Genomic DNA, 24,697 nt, shown 5'->3' on the forward strand with positions numbered 1-24,697 from the left:
CGGTTAGAGCGTGCAGGAAACGCAGCCCTGCACCTCAGTGCCGGACAGCGCCATCTGGCGAAGGCGGATGTAATAGATCGTCTTGATACCCTTCTTCCAGGCATAGATCTGGGCGCGGTTGATGTCGCGCGTCGTTGCCGTATCGCGGAAGAACAGCGTCAGCGAGAGGCCCTGGTCGACATGCTGGGTCGCCGCCGCATAGGTGTCGATGATCTTGTCCGGCCCGATCTCGTAGGCATCCTGGTAATAATCGAGATTGTCGTTGGTCATGAACGGCGCCGGATAATAGACGCGGCCGATCTTGCCTTCCTTGCGGATCTCGATCTTCGAAACGATCGGATGGATCGAGGAGGTCGAGTGGTTGATATAGGAGATCGAGCCTGTCGGCGGTACCGCCTGCAGATTCTGGTTATAGAGGCCGGAGACCATGACGGCCTTCTTCAATTCCAGCCAGTCTTCCTGCGTCGGAATATGGATGCCGGCATCGTCGAATAGCGCCCGCACCTTCTCGGTCGCCGGCTTCCATTCCTGCCCGGTATATTTGTCGAAATAGTCGCCCGAGGCATATTTCGAATTCTCGAAACCCTTGAAGCTCGCACCACGTTCGAGCGCCAGACGGTTGGAGGCGCGCAGTGCGTGATAGGTCACCGTGTAGAAATAGATATTGGTAAAATCGACGCCCTCTTCCGAACCGTAATGGATGCACTCGCGGGCGAGATAGCCATGCAGGTTCATCTGTCCCAAGCCGATCGCATGGCTGTCGTCATTGCCCTTCTCGATCGACGGAACCGAGGAGATATGGCTCATATCGGAAACGGCCGTCAGCGCGCGGATCGAGATCTCGATCGTCTTGCCGAAATCGGACGAATCCATCGCCATCGCGATGTTCAGTGAGCCAAGATTGCAGGAGATATCCTTGCCCATCGTCTTGTAGGAAAGGTCGTCGTTGAATTCGCTGGCCTCGCTCACCTGCAGGATTTCCGAGCAGAGGTTGCTCATGCTGATACGCCCGGCAATCGGGTTTGCCCGGTTCACCGTGTCTTCGAACATGATGTAGGGATAGCCGCTCTCAAACTGGATTTCGGCGATCACCTGGAAGAATTCGCGCGCCTTGATCTTCTTCTTGGTGATACGGGCATCCGCCACCATCTCGCGATACTTTTCCGTCACCGAGATCTCGGTGAAGGGCACGCCATAGACCCGCTCCACGTCATAGGGCGAGAAGAGATACATGTCCTCATTGTTCTTGGCGAGTTCGAAAGTGATATCAGGCACGACGACGCCGAGTGACAGCGTCTTGATGCGGATCTTCTCATCGGCATTTTCGCGCTTGGTATCGAGAAAGCGCATGATATCAGGGTGATGCGCGTTGAGATAAACCGCGCCCGCACCCTGTCGCGCGCCGAGCTGATTGGCATAGGAGAACGAGTCCTCGAGCAGCTTCATGACGGGGATGATGCCGGAAGACTGGTTTTCGATCTGTTTGATCGGCGCACCGGCCTCACGAATGTTCGTCAGCGACAACGCCACGCCGCCGCCGCGCTTGGAAAGCTGCAGCGCCGAATTGATGGAGCGGCCGATCGATTCCATATTGTCTTCGACGCGCAGCAGGAAGCAGGAGACGAGTTCGCCGCGCTGCTTCTTGCCGGCATTGAGGAAGGTCGGCGTTGCCGGCTGGAAACGGCCGGTAATGATCTCTTCCATCAGATCGCGTGCCAGCTGTTCATTGCCTCTGGCAAGCGCCAGCGCCACCATGCAGATACGGTCCTCGTAGCGCTCGAGATAGCGCTTACCGTCGAAGGTCTTCAGCGTGTAGCTGGTGTAATATTTGAAGGCGCCGAGGAAGGTCGGGAACCGGAACTTCTTGGCATAGGCTTCGTCGAACAGATCGCGGACGAAATTGAAGGAATACTGATCGAGTACGTCCTGCTCGTAATAGCCTTCGGTCACCAGATAATCGAGCTTCTCCTTGAGATTATGGAAGAACACCGTGTTCTGGTTCACATGCTGCAGGAAATACTGCTTTGCCGCCATGCGATCCTTGTCGAGCTGGATCTTGCCCTCATCGTCATAGAGGTTCAGCATCGCGTTCAGCGCATGATAGTCCAGCGCTTCCACGGCCTTTAGCGGTTTTACACCCGCATCCCGCGTCAGGTTCGTTCCCGTGTCCAAAATCGTCCCATCCCGTCTTTGACATTGGCGACATCCTCGGCAGTTCCCAGAAGCTCGAACCTGTAGAGGTAGGGCACCCGGCACTTCTGCGAGATCACGTCGCCGGCAAGCCCGTAGGTCTCGCCGAAATTGCTGTTGCCCGCTGCAATCACGCCGCGGATATTGGAGCGGTTTTCCGCATCGTTGAGGAAGCGGATTACCTGCTTGGGCACGGCTCCCTTTACGATCCCTGGGCCGCCATCCCCGCAATAGGTGGGCGAGATCAGCACGTAGGGTTCGCGAATGTGGATGTCTTCAGCACTGAGGGGAATGCGCGCCGCGCGCAGTCCCAGCTTCTCGACGAAACGATGGGTATTCTCGGACCGGCTGGAATAGTAGACGATCAGGCCCATCGCTCTTCTCCAATTAGGAGAGCGCGCTGATCATGTCGGGACGGAAGCCCGCCCAGTGGTTCTCGCCGGCAACGACGACCGGAACCTGCATGTAGCCCATGCCGCGAACGCGATCGAGCGCGTCGGCATCCTCGGAAATATCGATGATCTGATAGTCGACGCCCAGACGGTCGAGGGCGCGATAGGTGGCGGTGCACTGAACGCAGGCAGGCTTGCTGTAAACGGTAACGCTCATCATGTTCCTCGTGATGTCAATGAATTTCGGACGCAGTACAGGGCACGGGCGCCTTGCGGCGTCCGGGGTAACGCTTGACGATGATCTTGCAGAGTCGGCGCTTAAACGCCTGAAATTATCCCTTGCAGGATTTGCGCGGGCGGCGGCCTTGACGTTCTCGACATAACTTCAACCCCGAAGTGCTCATGAGGACGTTCGGGGCAGCGTAACAGCACGGATGGATTCCGCTTTCATGCACGCGACTTTCCGGACACCCCGCCCGTGGACGTTTTATTCAAGGCAGGTCTCCTGGCTTACGGGTCGAAGCCCCTGCCCCAGCCTTCCCAAAGCCTCATGCCTCAGTGACCTGAAATCGGACAGTTGCTCGCCGCTTACAGTTGCGGGGGCAGCTCCGGCTTTGTCGCGCCGTCATGGCGAAACGCACCGTATTCCCGTCTTAGCCCCCGACCCTCACGAATCGAAGGAACCTTGAACACTAGATATAGTACGCGAATCCCGGTTTGCGTCAACGGATGGTTTGTACATCGCGCTACGGAATGTTTGAAATCGCTGCATTCCTGTGAAAAACGTGGTTAACGAATGGTTAAAGAAAACAGGCTGTGGAGGAGGCCTCAAAGGTGAAAGCCGGCATATAGCCGGCTCCCCCAGGAATCGACTAGGCGCTCATGCGCGGGTCGTTGCTGCGGCACCGCGCAACAATCGAGCAGCCGCCACCATGTTGACGAGCGCTGGGCGAACCTCCTCCCATTTACGCGTCTTCAGACCGCAATCGGCGTTGATCCAAAGCTGCCCATTCGTCAGGCGCTCGCGCGCCAACATCAGAAGTTCGGTCGTGGAACCACGATGCGGCAAGCATGCACTGCCGCATCCAATCGCAGGATGATATAGAGAAATCTTTATGTCTTCATCCGAAGAAGGCGAAGCGCATTCATCGTCACCAGCACGGTCGCGCCCGTATCCGCCAGGATCGCCGGCCACAGGCCGGTAATGCCGGCTATAGTGGTGACGAGAAACACTGCCTTCAGCCCGAGCGCGATGGTGATGTTCTGCATGATATTGCGCATCGTCCGCTTCGAAAGGTCGATCATGCGCGCCACGTCGCCGACACGTCCATGCAGCACCGCCGCATCCGCCGTTTCCAGCGCCACGTCGGTGCCGCCGCCCATGGCGATGCCGACATCGGCAGCAGCAAGCGCCGGCGCATCGTTGATGCCGTCACCGACCTTGGCGACGAAAAGCCCTTCCTTCTTCAATTCGCCGACGATGCGCTGCTTGTCCTGCGGCAGCAGCTCGCCGCGCCAGTCGATGCCGAGATCACCGGCAACGGCGGCTGCCGTGCGCTTGTTATCACCGGTCAGCATGATGGCCCGCACACCGGCCGCCTTCAGCGTCGCAAGGCCGCTCTTTGCGTCCTCGCGTGGCTCGTCGCGCATGGCGATCAGGCCGGCAGCGACGCCATCGATCAGCAGCACCGAAACACTTTTGCCCGCGCCATTCAGGATGGTAACCTGCTGATCCTGCTCCGCATTCAGCGCTCTACGCTCACGCGCAGCCGGCGGCGACAGGAGATCGAGCGTTTCGCCGCCCACCTTGCCCGTCACACCCTTGCCCGGCAGCGCCTCAAGTTCGAAAGCCGGCGGCATGGGTACACCATCGGCTTTCGCCCGGTTTAGGATCGCCAGCGCCAACGGATGGCTGGAAGCTTGCTCCAGGACCGCGGCGCGTGACAGCACCTGCGTCTCAGAGCGTCCAAAGGCAATGATATCGGTCACCTGCGGCTTGCCAACGGTCAGCGTACCCGTCTTGTCGAAGGCAACGGCCGTCACCTTGCCAAGCGATTCCAGAACTGCGCCGCCCTTCATCAGCAACCCGCGGCGCGCACCCGCCGAAAGAGAAGCGGCAATCGCAGCCGGCGTGGAAATGACGAGCGCGCAAGGGCAACCGATCAGCAGGATCGCAAGGCCCTTGTAGATCCATTCGCCCCAAGCCGCGCCCGTCAGCAGCGGCGGCAGGATCGCCACCAGAACCGCCACGACGACAACACCCGGCGTGTAATAGCGCGAAAAGCGGTCGATGAAGCGCTCCGTCGGCGCCTTGGATTCCTGCGCCTCCTCCACCAGCTTGACGACGCGGGCAATCGTATTGTCCTCGGCAGCGGCCGTCACACGAATGCGCACTGCGGCATCGCCATTCACCGTGCCAGCGAAGACGGTCTCGCCGGTTCCCTTGCGCACCGGCGTGCTTTCGCCGGTCACCGGCGCTTCGTCGATGGCGCTCTCACCAGACAGGATCGTACCGTCGGCGGAAATCCGATCGCCCGGCCGTACGAGAATGACTGAGCCGACGGTAAGCGTTTCCGCCGGCACTTCCTTCACCTCACCGCCCGTTTCGAGCAACGCATTCTTCGGCACCAGCGTCGTCAGCGACTGGATGCTGGCGCGCGCCTTTCCGGCGGCAACGCCTTCGAACAGCTCACCGACAAGGAACAGGAAGACGACCGTCGCCGCTTCTTCGCCGGCATTGATGATGACGGCACCGACGGCGGCGATTGTCATCAGCATTTCGATCGAAAAGGGAATGCCGGCAAGCGCGGCCATGACGGCGCGCCGCGCGATCGGAACCAGCCCGACCAGCATGGCGGCAATGAAGGCATAGGAAGCGATCGCCGGCACCAGATGGCCGATCACATAGGCGATAACGAGCGCCAGGCCGGAGAAGATCGTCAGCCGGCCCTTCTTGCTCTGCCACCAGGGGCCGGTCATCGGTCGATGATCATGACCGTGCAGCCCCTGGACTTCCTCCACACCATGCGAATGGGCGTGACCGGAATGATCGTGGTCATGATGTTCATGCCCGCCATGATCGTGGTGCTCATGGTCATGGTCGTGCCCATGATCGTGATCATGATGCGCGTGATCGTGGCCGCCCTTCTGTTCCTGAGCGGGCGCCTTGCCCGTGAGCGGAGCGACGGAATAGCCGAGGCCGGTCACCTTCCTCTCTATCGCCTTGAGATCGCTGCTGCCATTGTGGCGCACCGTCATCGTGCCGGCCGTCACCGAAACCGTGACATCCTCGACCCCGTCCATACGCCTGATGGCCGTATCGATCTTCGTTGCGCAGGCGGCGCAATCCATACCGCCGACCCTGTACCGTGCCTGTGCTGCTTCGCTCACGATCTAAATCCTTGCTTGTAGGCAGCGTCCTTCCTACATCCTCTAGCGACTAGAGGTGCAAGAGGAAAATCATGAAAAAGATCACCATCGGTGAAGCCGCGCGTCACAGCGGCGTCAAAGTGCCGACGATCCGCTATTATGAGAGCATCGGCCTGCTTTCCGAACCCAGCCGCAGCGAGGGCAACCAGCGTTCCTACGAGCCCGCTGACCTCAATCGCCTCGCCTTCATCCGCCACGCTCGCGAACTCGGCTTCGAGATCGAAGCGATCCGCACGCTGCTGCACCTGCAGGATGACCCACACCAGCCCTGCGCCTCCGCCGATGCCATCGCCAAGGCACGTCTCATCGAGGTCGAGCAACGTATCCGCAGTCTGAATGCGCTGAAGGCGGAACTGGAGCAGATGGTCGAGAGCTGCTGCCACGGCCGCGTCGATCAATGCCGGGTCATCGAAGTGCTCGCCGACCACGGCAAGTGCGTGCATCCGCATCACTGAGACTTGCGCTGGACGTTTACCCGCTTCAAGAAGACGCAATGGAACAGAAGACAATTGCGATCATCGGCGGCGGTCCCGCAGGTTTGTCAGCCGCCGAAGTGTTGTCGGAAAGCGGCTACGCCATCGCCGTCTACGACGCGATGCCGACTTTCGCCCGCAAGTTCCTGCTCGCCGGCAAGTCGGGCCTCAACATCACCCATTCGGAGGACTACGACCGTTTCGCCACCCGCTTTGGCGATGCCAATGTCAGTCTTCGTTCCACCCTTGATGCCTTCACCCCGGCCGATATCCGCACCTGGGCAACTGAGCTCGGCACCGAAACCTTCGTCGGTTCCTCCGGCCGCGTCTTTCCCAATGTCATGAAGGCGTCACCACTTCTGCGCGCCTGGCTCGGCAGGCTGGAAGATCGCGGCGTAAGCTTCTTCACCCGCCATCGCTGGGTCGGCTTTGCCGAAGGTGGACACAGTTTCGAAACGCCAAACGGACGCAAGACTATTTCCTGCGATGCCACGCTGCTTGCGCTCGGCGGCGCAAGCTACCCCCGTCTCGGCTCAGATGCGGCCTGGGTGCCGCTGCTTGCCGGACGCGGCATCGCCATCGCTTCATTCCAGCCCGCCAATTGCGGCTTCGATGTTGCCTGGAGCGAATTTTTCCGCGAGCGTTTTGCCGGCGAACCGCTGAAATCCGTCACAGCAACGTCCTCCGCAGGTACGTTTTCCGGTGAATTCGTGATTACCAAACACGGCATCGAGGGCAGCCTTGTCTATGCGCATGCCGCCGCCCTGCGGGATCGTCTGCTTGAAGGCAAGGCGTCACTGACGCTAGACCTCGTCCCCGGCCGCACGCTCGAACGCCTGTGCCGCGACCTTGCCCGACAGGATACGAAATCGAGCTTCTCCAACCGCCTACGCAAAGGCGCCGGGATCGACGGCGTGAAAGCCGCGCTCCTGCGCGAACTGACGCCGGAAGCCGATCGCAACGATCCGCAGAAGCTCGCCGCCGCCATCAAGGCCCTGCCGGTTCCACTTCTGCGCCCGCGTCCGATCGCCGAGGCCATCTCGTCTGCCGGCGGCATCGCCTGGAGCCAAATCGACGAGGCCTACATGCTGAAACAGCTCCCCGGCGTCTTTGCAGCCGGGGAGATGCTGGACTGGGAAGCGCCGACAGGTGGTTATTTGCTGACAGCCTGTTTCGCCACGGGCCGCGCCGCGGCGAGAGGCATCGGACACTGGCTCAGCCGAAGGTGAAGGTTTGCACGCCGGATTGAACCACAAGGGCATACTGTCTCAGAAATGCGACACTCGCCATCCGGCAAATTCGATCCATACAATCCGCGGTCATGCCGGCTTGATTGCAAAGCCGCCATATTTACATCAGAATATACGTGAGTTCCGTGGGAGGAGCCTTCATGCACGAACAATCCGCACATGCGGAGCATGTCTATACGTGCGCCCAGCAAAACTCTGCTGCGGCCAGCTCGCCGATCGTGGCTTCATGGCGCCGCTGCATGACCATGTATCAGCTGGCGCCGGAGGAAAAACGTGCGCCCCTGCGCCTGACAGAACAGGAGTTTCGCCTTGCGCGGCAACAATCCGAGCAGTTGATCGCCGATGCCCGTGACGAACTCGACCGTCTCTTTGCGACGGTAGGCAAGGCCGGCTGCTGCCTGCTTTTGACCGATCGCAACGGCATTGCGCTGGAACGCCGCGGCGCCGCCGGCAATGACAAGGAATTCCACGATGTGGGCCTTTGGACCGGCTCCATCTGGACCGAGGCCAGCATCGGCACCAACGGCATCGGCACGGCTCTTGCCGATGAACGTGCCGTCGCCGTTTTCCGCGACCAGCATTTCTACTGCTCCAATATCAAGCTGAGCTGCACCACAGCCCCGATCCGCGATCATCGCGGCCTGCTTGCCGCCGCGCTCGACATTTCCACCTGCCGTGACGACGTCAATGAAATGACGCTCACCATCCTGTCGCAGGCCGTGCGAGATGCGGCCATGCGTATCGAACTCAATCTGTTCCGGTCCGCTTTTGCCGGCGCCCGTTTCGTCATGGTCCCGGCCGGCGCCAATTCCGCCAATGCGCTGCTCGCCGTCGACCGGCATGACCTCGTTCTCGGTGCCACACGCGCCGCCCGCCTTGCCCTCAAGCTCGACGACAGGCATATCGCCGCCGGCATTCCGGCCTCCGACGCGCTGCACGAAGGTCGCGTTTCGCAGGAGGAAGAAATGGCAGAGGCGGAAAAAGCCGCTCTCCTGCGGGCGCTGTCGCGTACCCATGGCAACGTCTCTCAGGCCGCCACAGCCCTTGGCATCAGCCGCGCAACACTGCACCGGAAGATGAAGAAGCTCGACCTGCACTGAGACAGGGCGAAAGGTGCAATCACAATGTCGTGGCGGTGCCGGAACCTGTCGCAACTCTGCGACACTGTGCACTGCGGTATTGGCGAGCTCCCCTGTTCCCCCAGGCAAAAGCGACACAGATTCCTTCCACTGGTTCGTTCCCGAACCTGTTCATCAAGGGAGGATGACATGCTTCATCAGAAAATCGTCGAGTCGCCGTTCAAGCTCAAATACGGCAACTACATCGGCGGCGAGTGGCGCGAGCCGATCGGCGGCAAATATTTCGACAACGTCACGCCCGTCACCGGCGGCAAGCTCTGCGAAATCCCGCGCTCAGATGAAAAGGACATCAATGCCGCGCTCGATGCCGCCCATGCCGCGAAGGAAAAATGGGGCCGCACCTCCACCACCGAGCGCTCCAACATCCTCATGAAGATCGCCCAGCGCATGGAAGACAAGCTGGAGCTTCTGGCCCAGGCCGAAACCTGGGACAACGGCAAGCCGATCCGCGAAACCATGGCGGCCGACATCCCGCTCGCCATCGACCACTTCCGCTATTTCGCCTCCTGCATCCGCGCCCAGGAAGGCACGATCGGTGAAATCGACCATGACACGGTCGCCTACCACTTCCATGAACCGCTTGGCGTCGTCGGCCAGATCATTCCCTGGAATTTTCCGATCCTGATGGCGACCTGGAAGCTGGCGCCGGCTCTCGCCGCCGGCAACTGCGTCGTCATCAAGCCGGCAGAACAGACACCCGCCTCCCTGCTTCTCTGGGCAGAAATCGTCGGCGATCTGTTGCCGGCCGGTGTGCTCAACATCGTCAACGGCTTCGGCCTCGAAGCCGGCAAGCCGCTCGCCTCCAGCCCGCGCATCGCCAAGATCGCGTTTACCGGTGAGACGACGACAGGCCGCCTGATCATGCAGTATGCCAGCCAGAACCTCATTCCGGTGACGCTGGAGCTCGGCGGCAAGTCGCCCAACATCTTCTTTGCCGATGTGGCGGCCGAAGACGACGATTTCTTCGACAAGGCACTCGAAGGTTTCGCCATGTTCGCGCTGAACCAGGGCGAAGTCTGCACCTGCCCGAGCCGCGCCCTCATCCAGGAATCGATCTATGACCGCTTCATGGAACGGGCCGTCAAGCGCGTCGAAGCCATCAAGCAGGGCAACCCGCTCGACCCGGCAACGATGATTGGCGCTCAGGCCTCCACCGAGCAGATGGAAAAGATCCTCGCTTACCTCGATATCGGCAAGCAGGAAGGTGCTCAGGTATTGGCAGGCGGCTCGCGCAACGATCTCGGCGGCGAACTTTCGGAGGGCTATTACATCAAGCCGACCATCTTCAAGGGCCACAACAAGATGCGTGTCTTCCAGGAAGAAATTTTCGGCCCGGTCGTCTCGGTCACCACTTTCAAGGATGACAAGGAGGCGCTCGAGATCGCCAATGATACGCTCTACGGCCTCGGCGCCGGTGTCTGGACTCGCGATGCCAACCGCGCCTATCGCTTCGGCCGGGAAATCCAGGCCGGCCGCGTCTGGACCAATTGCTATCACGCCTATCCGGCCCATGCGGCCTTCGGCGGCTACAAGCAGTCCGGCATCGGTCGCGAAACGCACAAGATGATGCTCGACCATTACCAGCAAACCAAGAACATGCTGGTCAGCTACAGCCCGAAGAAGCTCGGCTTCTTCTGAGAAGCAGTCGCTTGTGCTAATATCGCGCCTCCTCCCTTCACGGGGAGGAGGCATTGTCTTGGAGGAGGCAATCATGGAACAGACGGTCAATGGCGAAGCGCGCGTGCTCGCCACCGATGTGGCGCTCGACCTCATCAGGGAAATCCAGAGGGATTATCCCAAAATCCTCTTCCACCAGTCCGGCGGCTGCTGCGACGGCTCTTCGCCCATGTGCTATCCCGCGGATGATTTCATCATCGGCGATCAGGATGTGAAGCTCGGTGAAATCGGCGGCGTACCCGTTTACATCAGTGCCAGCCAGTTCGAGGCCTGGAAACACACGCAGCTCATCATCGATGTCGTGCCCGGCCGCGGCGGCATGTTTTCACTCGATAATGGCCGCGAAAAGCGCTTCCTCACCCGCTCCCGCATGTTCGCCGGCGGCGAGGCCTGCGCCATTCCAGAGGTCAGGGCACGCGAGACGACCTGATCGGGCTTTCCTGTAGTATTCCCATATTACCCGCGGCCCGCGATCCTTTGTTAAAGTCCATCTGTTGGTTTTTACGGGAGGAAGACATGCCAGCAAGCAAGATCCTGATGATCACAGGCGATTTCACTGAAGATTACGAAACCATGGTGCCGTTCCAGACGCTGCTTGCCTGCGGCTATACGGTCCATGCCGTCTGCCCCGGCAAGACCGCCGGCCAGACGGTCGCCACCGCCATCCATGATTTCGAAGGCGACCAGACCTATTCCGAAAAGCGCGGCCATAACTTCGCGCTGAATGCCACCTTCGAAAGCGTGCGCGCCGAAGATTACGATGCGCTCGTCATTCCCGGCGGCCGCGCGCCGGAATATCTCCGCCTCAACCCCGATGTCATCAAGGCTGTCAGGCATTTCTTCGATGCCAATAAGCCGGTTGCCGCGATCTGCCACGGCGCCCAGCTTCTGGCCGCTGCCGGCGTACTCAAGGGCCGCACCTGCTCGGCCTATCCCGCCTGCCGTCCGGAAGTCGAGCTTGCCGGCGGCACGTATGCCGATATTGCGATCAGCGATGCCATTTCCGATGGCAATCTCGTCACCGCACCGGCCTGGCCGGCCCATCCCTCGTGGCTGCGCCAGTTCATGACGGTGCTCGATGCGGCAGCGACCCTGGAGACCAACGCCGCCTGAGCGAGCTAGAGCGCCGTGCGTCCGTTCGGACGCACAAAGGACGCTAACTCTTTGAATCGACGCATCAGGCTTTCCAAAAATCGATTACGATTTTCGGACCGATGCTGTAGCGGGAGTAACGTGTGATGTGTGAACTGTTCATCAAGGCCGATGCGCGGCTCTGGGAAAGCACCACCCGGTCGCTGCGCATCGATGGCATGGTCACCAGCGTGCGGCTGGAGAATTTCTTCTGGTCGAAACTGGAAGAAATTGCCACCCGCGACAGCATGAACGTGGTCCAGCTCATCACCAGGCTGCACCACGAGTCGATCGATGCCGGCCATGACCTCGGCAACTTCACTTCGTTCCTCCGCGTCTGCTGCGCCCGTTACCTGGATCTCCAGCTTGCCGGCGACATACCCGCCGATCTGTCGAGGCCGATCGCCGGCCTCGACGCCCCGGAAATTCTGGGGCGGGAGAAACGGAAGTACCATTGAATTCGCCCGAAACCTGAGCGACGATTTTTAGATAGGCGGAATGCCCCTCTGCGTGAGACAATCGCTCCGAGCCGCCGCCAAACCGCACCGTTCGGTTTGCCCGGCGGCGGGGAAAGCGGAGGGGAAGATGGCAGCGATCACGATCGTGATGCTACGGTATTGCGTGGCTGGCGGTGGTTTCAATGACTGACGGCTCCGCATTGCATACCATCGGTATAGCAGGCATCGTGCGTGAGGAATGGTTCTTTGGCGTCAGTGTCGCAACCAGCCTGGCTTTCCTTGTCTTCTCCGGGCCAATCTTCGCGCAGCTTTCCGAGCCACTCTGGTTCATCGTCATTTTTTTCTGGCTTTTTGCTGTTGTGTTGGGTTCCGCCCTATCGGTCGTTCGTCATGCCGATCATCTGGCGGAACAGCTTCAGGAGCCCTACGGAACCCTCATCCTGACCCTTGCGATTACCTCGATCGAAGTGATGGCGATCTCGGCTGTCATGCTGCATGGAGAGAACAATCCGACGCTGGCACGTGACACGCTGTTTGCCGTCGTCATGATCATTCTGAACGGCATGGTGGGATTGTCGCTGCTCCTTGGAGCGTGGCGGCGGGAAGATCAGCAACACAACCTGCACGGCGCCAATGCCTATCTCGGCGTCATCGTGCCACTGGCCACCCTCAGCCTCGTCATGCCCACGTTTCTGGCCGGCCCGGATGGCCCGCACCCCTCGGCACCCAGGCAGATGTTTCTCGGCATAGTCTCGATTGGCCTCTACGGTGTATTTCTGCTCCTCCAGGCCGGCCGTCATCATCGCTACTTCGCCGATGACGGCAACCATCATGAGCAGCACATCGTCAGCATGCGGCGCCACCGGTCCGTCTGGCATCATGCGGTACTGCTGCTCGCTTATATGGTGCCGGTCGTCTTCCTGGTCGAACAGCTTGCCCGGCCGATCGACTACGTGATCGAAACCCTTCAAGCACCGGCAGCATTCGGGGGGGTGGTCATGGCGGTACTCGTCGCAACACCAGAGGCGATAAGCGCCGTGCGCGCCTCTGTCGCCAACCACCTGCAGCGAGCCATCAACATTTTCCTCGGCTCGGTTCTGTCGACGATCGGCCTCACCGTGCCGGCCATGCTGGCAATCAGCCACCTCTACGGACACCCCGTCACGCTGGGGCTTCAAGGCCCGGATCTTGTCATGTTCGTGCTGACGCTCGCCGTCAGCATCATCACCTTTTCGAGTGGGCGCACCAATCTCATGCAGGGCGCAGTTCACCTGATGCTGTTCGTGTCTTACGTGCTGCTCATTACTCAGCAGTGAATAGAAAATATCCAGGCTGAGCCATGATGGAATTGCGGAGTCATCAATCGTTTAGACGCAGCTAAATTGCATGCCATAAGCTATTGCAATTTCGGACGATCCCGCGACATAGTACCGCATGCCTGAAACACTTGGCGACTGGTGGGGTCGTCACCAAGGCACGCATGAAGACCGGGACACAAAGATCATCGGGGCAGCAGGAATGCGTGAGGGATTGCATCGGGGCCTGCAGATTTCTGTGACACTCATCGGCATGACGGCGCTCGCTGCCTGCGATGGAAGCAGCAATACCTACGTCCCGCCTCCGCCGCCGGCGGTCCGTGTTGCGCAACCAGTCCAGGAGGCCGTCACCCTCTATTTCGAACTCACGGGCAATACTGCGCCGCTGAACTCGGTCGATATCGAAGCGCGCGTCCAGGGTTACCTTCAATCGATCGATTATCAGGATGGCACGACGGTAACGAAGGGCACCAAGCTCTTCGGGATCGAGCGCGACACCTATCAGGCCCAGCTTGATCAGGCCAAGGCATCCCTCGCATCGCAACAGGCATCCCAGGTTGGCGCCAAGCAGGAGTACGATCGTCAGCTCAATCTGATGAAGCAGCAGGTCACGACGCAGACAGCCGTCGACAGCGCCAAGGCGACGCTCGACGAGGCCAATGCGCAGATCCTCAACGCGCAGGCCAATGTCGAACTTGCAACGATCAATCTCGGCTATACCGAAGTGATTGCCCCCTTCGATGGCACGGTGACCAACCACCTAGTCGATATCGGCACGCTCGTCGGCGTCTCAGGCCCCACCAAGCTCGCCAGCATCGTCCAGGCGGACCCGATCTATGCCTATTTCAACGTCAGCGAAACCCAGGTGCTGCTGATCAAGGATATGTTGAGAAAGCAGGGACGCACCTTCAAGCAGACGGATCTGCCGAGCATCCCAGCCGAACTCGGCCTGCAATCCGAAGAAGGCTATCCCCACAAGGGGCATCTTGACTACGTCTCGCCGCAACTCGATGCATCGACCGGCACGCTTCAGGTCCGGGCTCTGTTCGATAATAAAGACAAGGTCATGCTGCCTGGCTTCTTCGTGCGCATTCGCGTACCGATCCGCCAGGATCAGAAGGCGCTGCTCGTACGTGACGACGCGATCGCGACCAACCAGCTCGGCAGCTACCTGCTCGTTCTCGGCAAGGATGACACCGTCGAGCAGAAACAGGTGAGGACCGGCCAGCGCGAAGGCGTCCTCCGCGTCATCGAATCCGGCCTCGGTCCGGCGGACTGGGTCGTCGTCCAAGGCATCCAGCAGGCAATCCCCGGAAGCAAGGTCGCACCGGAGAAAATCGATATGAAAACGCAGCCGACAGAAGCCGGCGCCGATGCAAAGGCCACAACGACGACGCAGTAAAATCCGCCATCCGCTTCATCTGAAGGTCCAAGGACAACAGCATGATCTCGCGCTTCTTCATCGAAAGGCCGGTGCTAGCCAATGTTCTGGCATTGGTCTTTGTTCTCATCGGCGCGGTGGCTCTTTTCCAGTTGCCAGTGGCGCAATATCCTGATGTCGTCCCGCCGACAGTGCAGGTGACGACCCGCTTTCCGGGCGCCAGCGCGAAGACGCTCGTCGATACGGTCGCTCTGCCGATCGAGCAGCAGGTCAACGGCGTACAGGACATGCTCTACATGCAGTCCACCAGCGCAAGCGACGGCACCTACTCACTGACCGTGACCTTCGCCATAGGCACAGATCCCGATCAGGCACAGGTCCTGGTGCAAAACCGTGTCGCGATCGCCATGTCGTCGCTTCCGCAGTCGGTGCAGGTTCAAGGCGTCAGCACCCAGAAGAAATCGACAGCAATCCTCGGCTTTGTCACTCTGACCTCGCCCGACAGCCGCTATGATAGCCTGTTCCTTTCCAACTACGCCGTCATCAATCTGCAGAACGAACTTGCCCGCCTGCCCGGCGTCGGCAACGTCACGGTCTTCGGCGCCGGCCAATATGCCATGCGCATCTGGATGGATCCGAACCTGCTGCAGGCCCGCGGGCTGACACCACAGGATATCGTCAATGTCGTGCAGCAGCAGAGCCAGGAGGTCACGGCAGGCCAGATCGGTATTCCGCCGGTGCCCCAAGGGCAGACATTTCAGTACACCCTGAACATCAATGGCCGGCTGAACGATGCTGTCGACTACGAAAACATCATCGTCAAGGTCGATGGCGCGGATGGCGGCCGGGTAACGCGCATCCGCGATATTGGCCGGGTCGAACTGGGTGCGCAGACCTATAGCCAGACCTTCATGCAGAATGGCCGACCGGCTGCGGGCATTGGTATCTCCCAATTGCCGGAAGCAAATGCCATCGCTGTGGCCCAGGCAGTCGAGGTGAAGATGGCGGAACTGGCCAAGGCCTTCCCGCCAGGCCTTGAATATCATCTCCCCTTCGACACCACAAAATTCGTCAAGGCCTCGATCAACGAAGTCTATGTCACTCTGATCGAGGCAGGCGTTCTCGTTCTCATCGTCATTCTGCTGTTTCTGCAGGACTGGCGAGCCATGCTCGTGCCGGCGACGACTGTTCCTGTCACCATCATCGGTGCCTTTGCCGCGATGGCGGCCATGGGCTTCACCGTCAACCTCTCCACGCTGTTTGCAATCGTCCTCGCCATCGGCATCGTCGTCGATGACGCCATCGTCATTGTCGAAGGTGTCGCGAGACATATCGAGGCAGGCATGTCCGGCAGGCAGGCAGCCGAAAAGGCGATGGAAGAACTGCTCGGCCCCGTCATCGGTATCACCCTGGTGCTGATGGCCGTTTTCATTCCAGCCGCCTTCCTGCCGGGGCTGACGGGCCAGCTTTACCGCCAGTTTGCTCTCGTGATTGCCGCCACGGCGCTAATCAGCGCCATCAACGCCGTGACACTGAAACCGACGCAATGCGCCCTCTGGCTGCGCGCGCCGGTACCACCCGAGAAGCGCAACTTCGTCTATCGCGGCTTCAACCGGATCTACGACTGGGGTGAACGCGGATACGTCCGGCTGATCGGCTCGATGACGCGCCACGCCACGGTCATGGTTATTCTGGCGCTGGCGCTGATGGGCGTCGCTGTCTGGGGGCTCACACGCGTGCCGACGGCGTTCCTGCCCATCGAGGACCAGGGCTACGTGCTGATCGGCGCGCAACTGCCCGATGGTGCCTCCAAGGAGCGCACCGACGCTGTCATGGCGGAGGTCGGCAAGATCGCCCAGGCGACACCGGGCGTCGATCAGGTCCTGACGATCAGCGGCATATCCGTTCTCGACAACAATGCCAGCCTGCAGAACGCCGGCGTTGCTTATGTCGTGCTGAAGGACTGGGACGAACGCCTCAAGGAAAAGGGGCAGGATCTTCTGTCCATCTACCAGCATCTCAATGGTGCACTGCAAAGCGTACTGGTCGCAAAAACCCTGGTCATCGTGCCACCTCCCATTCAGGGCGTCGGCAATGCCAGCGGCTTCACGATGCAAGTAGAGCTCAAGAATGGTGTTTCCGACTATGCACTGTTGCAGTCCCTTACCGATACGATTGTGAAAAATGGCGAAGCCCAGTCATCGTTGCAAAGGCTGAGCACGTCATTCCGCTCGAATGTACCGCAGTTCGAGATAGTGGTCGACCGTATCAAGGCCGAGACATTGGGCGTCACAGTCGGACAGGTTTTCTCCGCGCTGTCGGGCTACGTGGGATCGAGCTACGTGACACAGTTCAACAAGTTTGGCCGCACGTTCCAGGTCTATGCCCAGGCATCTCCGGAATTCCGCGTCAGCCCTGACGATATCCGCAATCTGGAGGTCAAAGCCGGGGATGGCACGATGGTGCCGCTCGGAACCGTTGTCGATATCAAGCCGATGCAAGGCCCCTCACTGATCAGCCTCTACAACCTCTACCCGTCAGCAACCATCGTCGGCGGACCTGCCGCCGGCTTCAGCTCCGGCCAGGCGCTCGACGTCATGGAGCAGATCGCCGACCAGACCTTGCCAACAGGAACCGGCTATGAGTGGACGGCGCTCTCCTACCAGGAAAAGGCGGTCGGAGGACAGATCTACTATATCTTTGCGCTTGGCATGCTGCTCGTCTACTTCGTGCTCGCGGGTCAATATGAAAGCTGGATCCTGCCGCTTGCTGTGCTTCTGGCCGTCCCGCTTGCCCTGCTCGGCACCGTCGGCGCGTTGATGGCGGCGGGCGTCGCCAACAACCTCTACACCCAGATCGGCCTGATCCTTTTGATCGCTCTGGCATCGAAGAATGCCATTCTCATCGTCGAATACGCCCGTGAAAAGCGAGAGGAAGGCATGGAGATCCTGGAAGCGGCCGTCGAGGCTGCCCGCCTGCGCTTCCGACCGATCCTCATGACATCCTTCGCCTTCATTCTCGGCGTCCTGCCGCTTGTCCTTGCGACGGGGGCCGGCGCATCCGCCCGCAAGTCGATCGGCATATCGGTCTTCAGCGGCATGATCGCATCGACCTGCCTTGCCGTGTTGTTCGTTCCTTCCTTCTACGTCGTGCTGCAGCGCTTTGAAGAGTTCAGAAGGCGCCGCGGCAAAGCTCCTGCAGTGACCGATGCGGAAATGACGGCACAATAGGCTGGCAAACGGCCTATTGCACGATTACCTGCACATAAACCCCGCCGCTCTTGGCATAGTAGAGGCCGCCGCAGCGATAATAATAGCCGCCATAATAAGGGCCATAAATGCAGCCTGGAGGCAGCACGGCGATCGTCGTCGCCGTGCGCCGGACGACCCGGCGTGTGGTGCGACGCGCCACCCCCGCATAGGAGAGCGGCGTCAAGGGACGGCCGATGACCGCCTCCGCCGGCGTGGCAAAGCCGATCGACAGCGGTAGTGAACGTTCCCCTTCCAGGCGAAAATCGGTAAAGGTCATTACGCTGGCAAGGCAGAGGGCGAAAAAAAGCCTGCTGCGGGTCATTGCATATCTCCTGTAACGGCGGGCGCCGGAAGCTCATCGATAGATTGGAGTTCACTCAGATCCACGGTCTTCGCATTGGCCGGGATCTCGATATTGTAAGAGGTGGCGGCAACATCCGCCCCGCTTTTGAAGTCGCTGATCTCAAGCGTATATTGCGGCGCCTGGACGACGTGTTTGCTGGTGATCACATAGCGCCGCGGTACCGGCTGCGAACCCGTCTGTATCCAGATCTGCCAGTCGAGTTCCGGTGTACGGAAAGTCAGATATTCGCATTCCACACCGTCGACGAAGGCGCTCGAGATGTGCTTGGCCTCGGTTACGTCGGACATCAAGATGTCATAGACGCGAGACGAGAGCAGATCGGCGCCTGGCGCTTCCACGCCGGCATCGGCGAGCCTGTCGATCAGATCATCGAGCGAGCCTTTGCCCTCGATCTTCGCATAGGCATCGAGGTTCTTGCCATGCACTGTCAGCGTCGAACCGTCGAAGCTGACATCGATATCGGCAAAGCCTCCGGTCCGCGTGACACGCAGTTTGTCGGGCCGGGTGATATTGGCTGTACCCGAACTGACAAATTGCAGCTTCTCGAAATCCGGGGTTACAGCTTCGAGCGATGACTGGTAGTTGAAGGAGATGGTCTTCTGCGCCACTAGAAAATCGGACATGGCATTCAGAAGATCTTTTGCATCATCCGCCCATGCATGGGTTGGTAGTACAAGGCCGCCAGCAACAGCGGAATAGCTCAGTATTCGTTTCAATCGCGATAGATGAGAGGTCGATGACATAGCAATTGCCTTTCACTTGTGTCGTCATTGAATTCATCGAATACAGGGATTTCGGATCGTGCTGCGACAACAGCGGAATGGCGGTGTGGGTTCACTGGGAATGCCTGAGGGTTCAGGCATTCCCAGTGAACCCAGGCGAATTGGAAGGCCGCTACAATCCCGAGGTCAGCACCTTATGACAGGCTGGTGATATGCGCTGCAGATTGTCCCGCAGGCACGAGATGACCCGCCCGCCGCCGATCGGCACCATTCGGCAAAAGGCTCGGAAATCCGGTCCGCAGGTCTCGCGCACGATCATCATTTCCTCGCGCGGAGAGAAGACGGGCATGGCGGCCGGCCGGGTCGCCGGCGGTGCGGTAGCCGTGGCAGCTCCTGCACCGGTTGCTGGCGCACCTGCTGCACCGATGGCCGCGACCGCCTGCTGACAGGGAGCCGACAGACCGGCACTATGCTGCTGCAGACAGGCGAGCGCCGCCGCACCGCCTGGGGCCACACCGGAGCATTGCGCCATGAAATCGGAGCGGCAGGCTGATTTGACTGCATCGCGCTGCGCCTCGGTCGGCTGAGCGCCGGTTGCCGGGGCAGGCGGCGTCGCACCTGTTGTAACAGGCGCCGTTTGAACTGGCTCTGCGGATGTCGATTTGGGTTTGGCCGTTATAGCCGAGACAGCCTCGCGGCAGGCGGCGGAAAGTGTGGAATCATGTTGCTGCAGGCAGTTCAGCGCCTCCATGCCTCCCGGCTGCACGCCAGAGCATTGTGCGATGAAATCGGATCGGCAGGCTGATCTGACCGCGCTTTTCTGCTCGTCGGTGGGCGCCTGCGCGATAGCGATCCCGGCGAAAAGACTGGCCGCACAGACGACGCTGAGCACCGATAATCCGAAGATCAAACGGCGCCTCCCGCGCCGCGCCGCTCTTCGAGAAGATGCACATTCTCGCATTGTTCCCCTCCCTGGAAAGCTTATCGATTTACGGCATGAAAACAAATACCTTAGCTGAATGAGACAGCAGGACCTCGAAAGGTCGATGAAGGTCGCCAAACGGAAATCGTGGAACGTCCACTTGCCTTTAAATTTAGCACATTCGAATTTTATAGACTAGGCTCGAATATTCGGACAAGGATTAACGCACTATGCTTATGGATTAGCCGCGGGATGCATTCCGCGCTGCTGGCAGGCGATAATAACATCAGCTATCTATGCTTTATACCAGCTTGGCTCTGTTTGAAGTAACCTCCAGCTCATTGGAAACGCCGACAGAATCTCATGGCCCATTGCTGCCTCAAACACCCGAAAACTTGGCAAAAGCGGAGGTGCGCCTCGACCGGGTGCTAAATCGTCGTCCCGATACCAACAAAGAAGCCCGCTTTTGGCGGACCTGTTTTTGGCCTCTATTGCGGGCTTTGCATATACACTGGCGAAGATACGCACGCGCGACTGGCGGCCACTTCCCCGGCCGAACAGGATGAAACTTCTATCGTGACCACCGTGCTATCAGTTGGTCTGTATTTGCCAGCACTTTGCGGACTGCGTTGCGCGCCATGTTCGATCGCTGCAGTCGGATGCTTTTCTCAATATTTTCATGAAGTTTCAGCACATATAGCAAGTCGTCCTCTTCGCGCGTGACATGGGCGAAGAGATGGTTCAGCGCCGATTCGATCAATACGCCGAGCGGCACCAGCAGATCATTTCCAGAGGCGCGCAAGATCGCGATATGAAATCGCGTATCAGCTTCCGTTCGCTGCTGGAGTGATGTCGCCTGACCCATGTCATGCAAGGCCTGACTGATCGCATTCATTTGCTCCTCAGTTCGGCGCTCCGCAGCAAGCGCAGTCGCTTCCGGCTCGATCATATGCCTGAGTTCTTGCACGGTCCTCAGAAAGGCTTCGCGATCGGGCGACGCGGCATACCAGCCCAATACATCTCGATCCAGCAGGTTCCAACGTTCCCTAGGTTCGACCCAACTGCCGATTTTCGGGCGGGAAGAAAGCAGGCCCTTGGCCATCAGCATCTTGATTGCTTCGCGCACCGCCGACCGACTGACGTCAAAGACTTGCGACCATTTTGCCTCGTTTGGCAGGATCGTGCCGGGCGGATAGTCACCGCGCACGATCCGGAGGCCGATCTCGCCTGCCAAAGATACATGAACACTCGCCCCAGTCATACGGGGAGCATTTGGGCGCCTTGTAGTGGCTGAACGGTCCGCCGTCGCCACCTCGACCAGAGTCGTCGGCTTCCCCGATTTCTTGTCAGGCATCTATTTCTACTGCCTCAGCATTCCTTCGACTGTCTGCACGTATTATCAAAACAATCGTAATAACGAGGAAGTCGCCTGCGATTGAATCCGGCACAAAGCGCGGAATTCAGGGCGCGTCAAGCCCTGCAGATCTTTCGATCCATCTCGTGGAGGCAGCCGGCGCACCCTTGTACCGGGTGCGCCAAACCGCGAGCGCTACTTTTGAATGCAGGTATCGACTGTGTCCTTCGTGCACTCATCGAGCCCGGTGAAGACCGGATCTTCAACTGCCTTGCCGGCAATCAGATCCATCATCACGGAAGGCGCCTTGTAACCCATCTCGAACGGCCGTTGGCCGACGAGCGCAGTCACCAGGCCTTCCCTCGCAATGGCAACCTCATCGCCGATCGTGTCTGCCGCACCGATGACGAACTCGTTGCTGGCAATCTTCTCAGCCATCGGCTTGAACAGATCGCGATAGGGTTGCGGTGCGCCGAACAGGGGCCAGCCGCCCATGATACCGAATGCGTCAAGGTCGGGATTGGCCGCGAGAATATCGGTCATTGCCTGCACGCCTTTGGCACCGTCATCATTGGTAAAGACCGGGCAGCCGGCGACTTCCGTCCAGCCACCCTCGCCTTTCAATTCCGTAAGACCCTTCTTGCCAGTGAGCGTGTCACGCATACCTTGCGCGCGACGCAGAATATTGTCTGCTCCCGGATTGCCTTCGATCGTACAGATCTTGCCGCCTTTCGGCTTGGCTTTCTTGATGTACTCACCGATACGTGCGCCCATCAGATAGTTGTCAGTACCGAGATAGGTCTTGCGTAAGGCCGCGTCCTCGGCGGCAAGATCGGCATCAAGCGTCATCACCGGAACGCTCGGATTGGCGGTCTTCAGGGTCTGGGCGATGAGCTTTGCGTTTGATGGCGAAATTGCGATTGCGGCAGTGTCTGCCTTGCCCAACATATCCTGAACGATCTGCGCTTCGCCGGCTTCATCGGATGTCGATGCCGGACCGGTGTAGAAGCACTCATATTCCGCAGTCGGATTTTCCTTGTTCCATTTCTGGCAACCTTGATTGATTGCTTCGAAGAACGGATTGTCGAGACCTTTCACCACGATGACCAGTTGCTTCTTGGCCAGCGCCTGCCCTGCGGTCAATGCTAAAACTGCGGCTGTAAGTAGTAATGCCTTCCTCATGGTTTCCTCCCTTGAAACAGACGGGCACGGCATGCCCGCCACACGAAATCAACCCGGATACCACACGATACGAGGCTCCTCCTTCGAACGCTCGTATTGCCACGCCGAGTCGATAAGCATTTCGAGATCGTAGTTTGGCCGCCAATCCAGCAGGTATTTTGCCTTGCTGTTGTCCATCCAGTTGGAATGAAAGCGGCTTGGTATGTCGACAGAGCCGAGATTTCGCGTGCGCGACAGATAGGCGGCGACTTCAGAATAGTCGACAGGACGATCCATGCAGATATTAAAGAGTTGTCGTTCCGCCCGGGGATTGTCGATTGCTGCCAATATCGCCGATACGAGGTCATCGACATGCACGAAGTTGCGTTTCAGCGGACGACCGTCAGCATCGAGCAGCAGCGGCACCGTACCCATAGCTGCATAGCGCCGCGCCGCTTCTTCCGGGACGAGCGTCTTCCAGTCCGGGCCGCCAAAGACGTCATCTCCAAAGGACAGCGAATACTTGAAGTCGTCCTTTTCCATGATCCAAGGCGCGCGCAGACAACAGCCATTGAGGCCGTACTGAATGCCAAACTGCTCCAGCATGACCTCTTCCAGAACCTTGGAGAGCGCATAGCTTCCCGGATAAGCGCAATGAGGGGCACTTTCGGTGATCGGGCCGTTATGGCGATAGTGGAAATGCCCTATGCCCGCATCGCCGCCGATCAGGATGAACTGGCGTGCCGAGACACTCGTACGAAACTCCTCAAGCAGCCAAAAGAGACCTTTGACCGCAACGTCCATAATGTCTTCAGGCGTTTCCTTGCATGTGGCGAGATGCACGACATGGGTAACATCAGAGAGAGCAGCGGCCACAACATCGCGATCGGCGATCGAGCCACGGATGACTTCGACACGGTCGGTTTCATCACACACACGATTATGATAAAGCGCGCGAATGCGAGCTTTGGAAAATCTCGGATCGTCAAGCAGCCCAGCAATGAAGCGCCGCCCGACCTTGCCCGTCGCACCGGTAACAAGGATCAGCATGCTCTCTCTCCCAGTAATAGCTAATATTCGGGCACCGCTTCCGTCAAATGATATTTGTCCGACAAAACAGATTTTTGGTACAATGGGCCAGACGCCTCGGACAATGAGTTGACGCTGTCGCGGGGTTTTGCGTAAATGCTAATAATCGCTTTTCATGGGAGGATATTGGAAAGGCGAATTCGCTTGAGCCTCGTCGAAAACAGGCCAGGTTAGGAGCGAAGCGATAGCGACACGTTTTTGGGAGGCCAGGAGGCTGGTGGCGGTTCTCGAGCTCACCAATATTTCCAAACATTTCGGTGCCATCCAGGCCGTCAACGATGTTTCGTTTTCGCTCGAAGCGGGGCAAGTGGTCGGCCTCATGGGTGATAACGGCGCCGGCAAGTCCACATTGGTCAAGATGATCGCCGGCAACTTTCGGCCGAGCCACGGAATCATGCGCCTCGACGGTGCTGAGATTGTGCTTCATCGGCCGAAGGAGGCGCGCCAGCATGGCATCGAGATCGTTCATCAGGATCTGGCGCTCTGCAACAACCTTACGGCGGCGGCAAACGTATTTCTCGGCCGCGAATTACGCCGCGGCATATGGCCATTTCGCATCCTCGACTACAAGACCATGTACAAACGCGCCGGCGAGATTTTCCGCGAGCTGAAATCCGAGACGCGGCCACGTGATCTCGTCAAGCAAATGTCAGGTGGTCAGCGGCAGGCGGTCGCAATTGGCCGGACGATGCTGTCTGAAGCGAAAATCGTGCTGATGGACGAGCCGACAGCCGCCATTTCCGTGCGCCAGGTGGCTGAGGTTCTGAATCTGATCCGTCAATTGCGTGACCGGGGCATTGTTGTTGTCCTGATTAGCCACCGCATGCCCGACGTCTTTTCGGTCGCAGACCGCGTGATCGTGATGCGGCGTGGCAGAAAAGTGGCCGACAAGCCGATTGCAGCAAGTTCGCCCGAGGAAGTGACGGGACTTATTACTGGCGCCATCGAACAGGTGTGATCGATGCTGTCCGTTGCAGCAGCAAGAAAGAAGAAGGTCG

21 protein-coding genes, 1 pseudogene and 1 riboswitch are annotated in these 24,697 nt (G+C 59.3%); of the genes and pseudogenes, 11 read left to right on the forward strand and 11 right to left on the reverse strand.

The genetic code is table 11. The features are described 5' to 3' along the window. Positions 1–3: 3 nt before the first annotated feature. The 5 genes and pseudogenes from nrdE to KQ933_RS17465 all read right to left on the reverse strand — a co-directional run bounded on the left by nrdE (position 4) and on the right by KQ933_RS17465 (position 5,972). Complete coding sequence (nrdE, locus tag KQ933_RS17445; RefSeq protein WP_216756038.1) at positions 4–2,172, reverse strand: class 1b ribonucleoside-diphosphate reductase subunit alpha; 2,169 nt, start codon at positions 2,170–2,172, stop codon at positions 4–6. Beyond that, complete coding sequence (nrdI, locus tag KQ933_RS17450) at positions 2,151–2,564, reverse strand: class Ib ribonucleoside-diphosphate reductase assembly flavoprotein NrdI (RefSeq protein WP_216756039.1); 414 nt, start codon at positions 2,562–2,564, stop codon at positions 2,151–2,153. Before nrdI ends, nrdE begins: the two co-directional genes overlap by 22 nt. Positions 2,565–2,577: 13 nt before the next feature. Next, complete coding sequence (gene nrdH / locus KQ933_RS17455; protein ID WP_007820342.1) at positions 2,578–2,799, reverse strand: glutaredoxin-like protein NrdH; 222 nt, start codon at positions 2,797–2,799, stop codon at positions 2,578–2,580. A 260-nt stretch (positions 2,800–3,059) separates the two neighbouring features. Next, positions 3,060–3,285: riboswitch (cobalamin riboswitch) on the reverse strand. Between the two features lie 177 nt (positions 3,286–3,462). Then, positions 3,463–3,630: pseudogene (locus tag KQ933_RS17460) on the reverse strand (hypothetical protein); the annotation flags it as partial. Between the two features lie 65 nt (positions 3,631–3,695). Then, entirely contained in the window at positions 3,696–5,972 is a 2,277-nt protein-coding gene (locus KQ933_RS17465) for a heavy metal translocating P-type ATPase (protein ID WP_216756040.1), read from the reverse strand. A gap of 71 nt (positions 5,973–6,043) precedes the next feature. On the opposite strand from KQ933_RS17465, the gene KQ933_RS17470 reads away from it, so the two are divergent. The 10 genes from KQ933_RS17470 (at position 6,044) to KQ933_RS17515 (ending at position 18,066) form a co-directional block, all read left to right on the forward strand. Further along, on the forward strand, positions 6,044–6,466 hold the full coding sequence (locus KQ933_RS17470) for a helix-turn-helix domain-containing protein (protein WP_216756041.1): 423 nt from the start codon (positions 6,044–6,046) through the stop codon (positions 6,464–6,466). 38 nt (positions 6,467–6,504) lie between these two features. Further along, positions 6,505–7,713 (forward strand): TIGR03862 family flavoprotein, encoded by a 1,209-nt coding sequence (locus KQ933_RS17475; protein WP_216756042.1) that lies wholly within the window; start codon positions 6,505–6,507, stop codon positions 7,711–7,713. Between the two features lie 161 nt (positions 7,714–7,874). Next, positions 7,875–8,834: a helix-turn-helix domain-containing protein gene (locus tag KQ933_RS17480; protein WP_216756043.1), complete on the forward strand. Its 960-nt coding sequence runs from the start codon at positions 7,875–7,877 to the stop codon at positions 8,832–8,834. A 168-nt stretch (positions 8,835–9,002) separates the two neighbouring features. Continuing rightward, the gene (gene adh, locus KQ933_RS17485; RefSeq protein WP_216756044.1) at positions 9,003–10,511 is read left to right on the forward strand and encodes an aldehyde dehydrogenase; all 1,509 of its coding nucleotides are present in this window, start codon (positions 9,003–9,005) and stop codon (positions 10,509–10,511) included. 73 nt (positions 10,512–10,584) lie between these two features. Continuing rightward, a complete protein-coding gene (locus KQ933_RS17490) occupies positions 10,585–10,980 on the forward strand; it encodes a DUF779 domain-containing protein (protein WP_216756045.1) in 396 nt (131 codons plus the stop codon). An 86-nt stretch (positions 10,981–11,066) separates the two neighbouring features. After that, the gene (locus tag KQ933_RS17495) at positions 11,067–11,663 is read left to right on the forward strand and encodes a DJ-1/PfpI family protein (protein ID WP_216756046.1); all 597 of its coding nucleotides are present in this window, start codon (positions 11,067–11,069) and stop codon (positions 11,661–11,663) included. Between the two features lie 125 nt (positions 11,664–11,788). Beyond that, on the forward strand, positions 11,789–12,139 hold the full coding sequence (locus KQ933_RS17500) for a ribbon-helix-helix domain-containing protein (RefSeq protein WP_216756047.1): 351 nt from the start codon (positions 11,789–11,791) through the stop codon (positions 12,137–12,139). Between the two features lie 182 nt (positions 12,140–12,321). Beyond that, positions 12,322–13,455 carry a calcium:proton antiporter gene (locus KQ933_RS17505; RefSeq protein WP_216756048.1) on the forward strand — a complete coding sequence of 378 codons (1,134 nt, stop codon included), beginning with the start codon at positions 12,322–12,324 and terminating at the stop codon, positions 13,453–13,455. 202 nt (positions 13,456–13,657) lie between these two features. Then, on the forward strand, positions 13,658–14,857 hold the full coding sequence (locus tag KQ933_RS17510) for an efflux RND transporter periplasmic adaptor subunit (RefSeq protein WP_216758940.1): 1,200 nt from the start codon (positions 13,658–13,660) through the stop codon (positions 14,855–14,857). A 41-nt stretch (positions 14,858–14,898) separates the two neighbouring features. Beyond that, positions 14,899–18,066: an efflux RND transporter permease subunit gene (locus tag KQ933_RS17515; protein ID WP_216756049.1), complete on the forward strand. Its 3,168-nt coding sequence runs from the start codon at positions 14,899–14,901 to the stop codon at positions 18,064–18,066. A 13-nt stretch (positions 18,067–18,079) separates the two neighbouring features. Here KQ933_RS17515 and KQ933_RS17520 read toward each other — a convergent pair whose 3' ends face one another. The 6 genes from KQ933_RS17520 to KQ933_RS17545 all read right to left on the reverse strand — a co-directional run bounded on the left by KQ933_RS17520 (position 18,080) and on the right by KQ933_RS17545 (position 23,660). Further along, positions 18,080–18,409, reverse strand: a complete 330-nt coding sequence (locus KQ933_RS17520) for a hypothetical protein (protein ID WP_216756050.1) — start codon at positions 18,407–18,409, stop codon at positions 18,080–18,082. Beyond that, positions 18,406–19,194 (reverse strand): DUF2092 domain-containing protein, encoded by a 789-nt coding sequence (locus KQ933_RS17525; protein WP_216756051.1) that lies wholly within the window; start codon positions 19,192–19,194, stop codon positions 18,406–18,408. Before KQ933_RS17525 ends, KQ933_RS17520 begins: the two co-directional genes overlap by 4 nt. A gap of 151 nt (positions 19,195–19,345) precedes the next feature. Beyond that, positions 19,346–20,134 (reverse strand): hypothetical protein, encoded by a 789-nt coding sequence (locus KQ933_RS17530; protein ID WP_216756052.1) that lies wholly within the window; start codon positions 20,132–20,134, stop codon positions 19,346–19,348. Between the two features lie 532 nt (positions 20,135–20,666). Next, a complete protein-coding gene (locus KQ933_RS17535; protein WP_216756053.1) occupies positions 20,667–21,449 on the reverse strand; it encodes a FadR/GntR family transcriptional regulator in 783 nt (260 codons plus the stop codon). A 195-nt stretch (positions 21,450–21,644) separates the two neighbouring features. After that, positions 21,645–22,631, reverse strand: a complete 987-nt coding sequence (locus tag KQ933_RS17540; protein ID WP_216756054.1) for a substrate-binding domain-containing protein — start codon at positions 22,629–22,631, stop codon at positions 21,645–21,647. Between the two features lie 48 nt (positions 22,632–22,679). Then, the gene (locus KQ933_RS17545) at positions 22,680–23,660 is read right to left on the reverse strand and encodes an NAD(P)-dependent oxidoreductase (protein ID WP_216756055.1); all 981 of its coding nucleotides are present in this window, start codon (positions 23,658–23,660) and stop codon (positions 22,680–22,682) included. 256 nt (positions 23,661–23,916) lie between these two features. Between KQ933_RS17545 and KQ933_RS17550 the strand changes: the two genes are divergently transcribed. Then, positions 23,917–24,657 carry an ATP-binding cassette domain-containing protein gene (locus KQ933_RS17550; protein WP_216756056.1) on the forward strand — a complete coding sequence of 247 codons (741 nt, stop codon included), beginning with the start codon at positions 23,917–23,919 and terminating at the stop codon, positions 24,655–24,657. Positions 24,658–24,697: the final 40 nt, after the last annotated feature.

This window comes from Rhizobium sp. WYJ-E13, assembly GCF_018987265.1.
GTDB lineage: Bacteria > Pseudomonadota > Alphaproteobacteria > Rhizobiales > Rhizobiaceae > Rhizobium.

Excerpts from the sequence above, each read along its gene's own strand:
- nrdI (WP_216756039.1), bottom strand. The coding sequence starts at position 2,564 with ATGGGCCTGATCGTCTACTATTCCAGCCGGTCCGAGAATACCCATCGT.
- nrdH (WP_007820342.1), bottom strand. The coding sequence starts at position 2,799 with ATGAGCGTTACCGTTTACAGCAAGCCTGCCTGCGTTCAGTGCACCGCC.
- KQ933_RS17470 (WP_216756041.1), top strand. The coding sequence starts at position 6,044 with ATGAAAAAGATCACCATCGGTGAAGCCGCGCGTCACAGCGGCGTCAAA.
- KQ933_RS17475 (WP_216756042.1), top strand. The coding sequence starts at position 6,505 with ATGGAACAGAAGACAATTGCGATCATCGGCGGCGGTCCCGCAGGTTTG.
- KQ933_RS17480 (WP_216756043.1), top strand. The coding sequence starts at position 7,875 with ATGCACGAACAATCCGCACATGCGGAGCATGTCTATACGTGCGCCCAG.
- adh (WP_216756044.1), top strand. The coding sequence starts at position 9,003 with ATGCTTCATCAGAAAATCGTCGAGTCGCCGTTCAAGCTCAAATACGGC.
- KQ933_RS17490 (WP_216756045.1), top strand. The coding sequence starts at position 10,585 with ATGGAACAGACGGTCAATGGCGAAGCGCGCGTGCTCGCCACCGATGTG.
- KQ933_RS17495 (WP_216756046.1), top strand. The coding sequence starts at position 11,067 with ATGCCAGCAAGCAAGATCCTGATGATCACAGGCGATTTCACTGAAGAT.
- KQ933_RS17500 (WP_216756047.1), top strand. The coding sequence starts at position 11,789 with ATGTGTGAACTGTTCATCAAGGCCGATGCGCGGCTCTGGGAAAGCACC.
- KQ933_RS17505 (WP_216756048.1), top strand. The coding sequence starts at position 12,322 with ATGACTGACGGCTCCGCATTGCATACCATCGGTATAGCAGGCATCGTG.
- KQ933_RS17510 (WP_216758940.1), top strand. The coding sequence starts at position 13,658 with ATGCGTGAGGGATTGCATCGGGGCCTGCAGATTTCTGTGACACTCATC.
- KQ933_RS17515 (WP_216756049.1), top strand. The coding sequence starts at position 14,899 with ATGATCTCGCGCTTCTTCATCGAAAGGCCGGTGCTAGCCAATGTTCTG.
- KQ933_RS17520 (WP_216756050.1), bottom strand. The coding sequence starts at position 18,409 with ATGACCCGCAGCAGGCTTTTTTTCGCCCTCTGCCTTGCCAGCGTAATG.
- KQ933_RS17525 (WP_216756051.1), bottom strand. The coding sequence starts at position 19,194 with ATGTCATCGACCTCTCATCTATCGCGATTGAAACGAATACTGAGCTAT.
- KQ933_RS17530 (WP_216756052.1), bottom strand. The coding sequence starts at position 20,134 with ATGCGAGAATGTGCATCTTCTCGAAGAGCGGCGCGGCGCGGGAGGCGC.
- KQ933_RS17535 (WP_216756053.1), bottom strand. The coding sequence starts at position 21,449 with ATGCCTGACAAGAAATCGGGGAAGCCGACGACTCTGGTCGAGGTGGCG.
- KQ933_RS17540 (WP_216756054.1), bottom strand. The coding sequence starts at position 22,631 with ATGAGGAAGGCATTACTACTTACAGCCGCAGTTTTAGCATTGACCGCA.
- KQ933_RS17545 (WP_216756055.1), bottom strand. The coding sequence starts at position 23,660 with ATGCTGATCCTTGTTACCGGTGCGACGGGCAAGGTCGGGCGGCGCTTC.